1 protein-coding gene and 1 pseudogene are annotated in these 2,190 nt (G+C 62.6%); one reads left to right on the forward strand and one right to left on the reverse strand.

Going from position 1 to position 2,190, the window contains the following annotated elements:
* Positions 1 to 85: 85 nt before the first annotated feature.
* Positions 86 to 1,327, forward strand: coding sequence for an MFS transporter (locus EN994_RS28270; protein WP_063170320.1), 1,242 nt, complete (start codon positions 86 to 88; stop codon positions 1,325 to 1,327).
* 68 nt (positions 1,328 to 1,395) lie between these two features.
* Here the strand turns inward: EN994_RS28270 and EN994_RS28275 are convergent.
* Positions 1,396 to 2,189: pseudogene (locus EN994_RS28275) on the reverse strand (alpha/beta hydrolase).
* Between the last annotated feature and the right edge of the window lies 1 nt (position 2,190).

Raw genomic sequence — 2,190 nt, forward strand, 5'->3', positions numbered from 1 at the left:
ATAAGGCACCGTCCCTAGGGTGGCCGCAAGGAGCGTCCGCCAGTTGCCTGCGGGCGTGCCCGCCAAAAAGACCACGGAGCCTACCTTGACCGATACGACAGCAGCCAGCGTCGCCCCACCGGCGAGCGCCAGTCACGCCTCAGCCCAGGCGACGGCCTTCACCGTCATCCTGGCGGTGAGCTTCTGCCACTGCATCAACGACATCATGCAGTCGCTGCTATCGGCCATTTACCCGCTCCTGAAAGAGAATTATGGCCTCGATTTCTGGCAGATCGGCTTGTTGACCTTCACTTTCCAGGTGACCGCATCCTTGCTGCAGCCGCTGATCGGCATGATCACCGACAAGCGGCCGATGCCCTATTCGCTGCCCTATGGCATGGCGTCGTCGCTGATCGGCCTGATCGTGCTCGCCTATGCCGGGCATTATTCGCTGCTGCTGATCGGTGCCTCGCTGATCGGCATCGGCTCGGCGATCTTCCACCCGGAATCCTCGCGCATCGCCCGCTTCGCTTCCGGCGGCCGCTTCGGCCTGGCGCAGTCGCTGTTCCAGGTGGGCGGCAATTTCGGCCAGTCCATGGGGCCGCTGCTGGCGGCCTTCATCGTCGTGCCGTTCGGCCAGACCAGCATTTCCTGGTTCGCCGTCGGCTCGCTGATCGGCATCATCGTTTTGTGGCAGGTCGGCGGCTGGTACAGCCGGCTGCGTGCCGCGCAGGGCACCCGCAAGGCGGCGAGCTTCGTTTCGCCCTTCCCGCGCCGCAAGGTGATGAATGCATTGATCGTGCTGACACTGCTGGTTCTGAGCAAGAATGCCTACATCGCCAGCCTCGCCAGCTACTACACCTTCTATTCCATGCATAAGTTCGGCGTTTCTGTGCAGATGAGCCAGGTCATGCTGTTCCTGTTCCTCGGCGCCTCGGCGCTGGGCATCCTGCTCGGCGGCCCGTTCGGCGACCGCTATGGGCAAAAGGCGATGATCTGGTTCTCCATCGTCGGCGTGCTGCCCTTCACGCTCGCCCTGCCCTACGCCAATCTGGAATGGACGATGGTGCTGACGGTGCTGATCGGGCTGATCCTCTCCTCGGCCTTCTCCAACATTGTCGTCTTTGCGCAGGAACTCGTGCCGGGTCGCGTCGGCATGATCGCCGGCATCTTCTTCGGCTTCGCCTTCGGCATGGGCGGCATCGCGGCGGCCGTGCTCGGCGTCGTCGCCGACATGAAGGGCATCGATTTCGTCTTCCAGATCTGCTCCTATTTGCCGTTTCTTGGATTGCTGACCGTGTTCCTGCCCAACATGAAGGAAGCGCGCAAGGCGCAGGCGGCCGCCTAGATCAGGCCTGAAACCCACGCAAGGAAAAGCACCCGCCAGACGGCGGGTGCTTTTTTCGTTCCAACGGCCTATGCTTTGAAGAAGGCCAGCAGGTCGGCGTTGACGATGTCTGCATGGGTCGTGGCCATGCCGTGCGGGAAGCCCTTGTAGACCTTGAGCTCGCCCTTCTTGAGCAGCTTGATCGTCAGCAGCGCCGAGTCCGCGATGGGAACGATCTGGTCGTCGTCGCCGTGCATGACCAGCACAGGCACGTCGATCGCCTTCAGATCCTCGGTGAAGTCGGTTTCCGAAAAGGCCTTGATGCAATCATAATGCGCCTTGGTGCCGCCCATCATGCCCTGGCGCCACCAATTATCGATGACGCCCTGCGATACCTCTGCGCCCGGGCGGTTGAAGCCGTAGAACGGACCTGATGGAACGTCGCGGAAGAACTGGGCGCGATTGGCTGCCTGCGCGGAGCGGAAGCCGTCGAACACTTCGATCGGCAGGCCGCCGGGATTGGCGGCAGTCTTGAGCATGATTGGCGGCACCGCGCCGATCAGCACCGCCTTGGCGACACGGCCGCCGGCGCCATACTTGGCGACATAACGCGCCACTTCGCCGCCGCCGGTCGAATGGCCGACATGGATGGCGTTCTTGAGGTCCAGATGGGCTGCGAGTTCCGCTACGTCGGCGGCATAGGTGTCCATCTCGTTGCCGATATCCGTCTGGGTCGAGCGGCCATGGCCTCGGCGATCATGGGCAATGACACGGTAGCCCTGTGACACGAAGAACAGCATCTGGGCGTCCCAATCGTCGCTGCTCAACGGCCAGCCGTGATGAAAGACGACAGGCTGCCCGGTCCCCGGTCCTTGTAGTAAATC

Origin of the sequence: Mesorhizobium sp. M7A.F.Ca.CA.002.09.1.1 (assembly GCF_003998555.1) — a bacterium.
Taxonomy (GTDB): domain Bacteria; phylum Pseudomonadota; class Alphaproteobacteria; order Rhizobiales; family Rhizobiaceae; genus Mesorhizobium; species Mesorhizobium ciceri.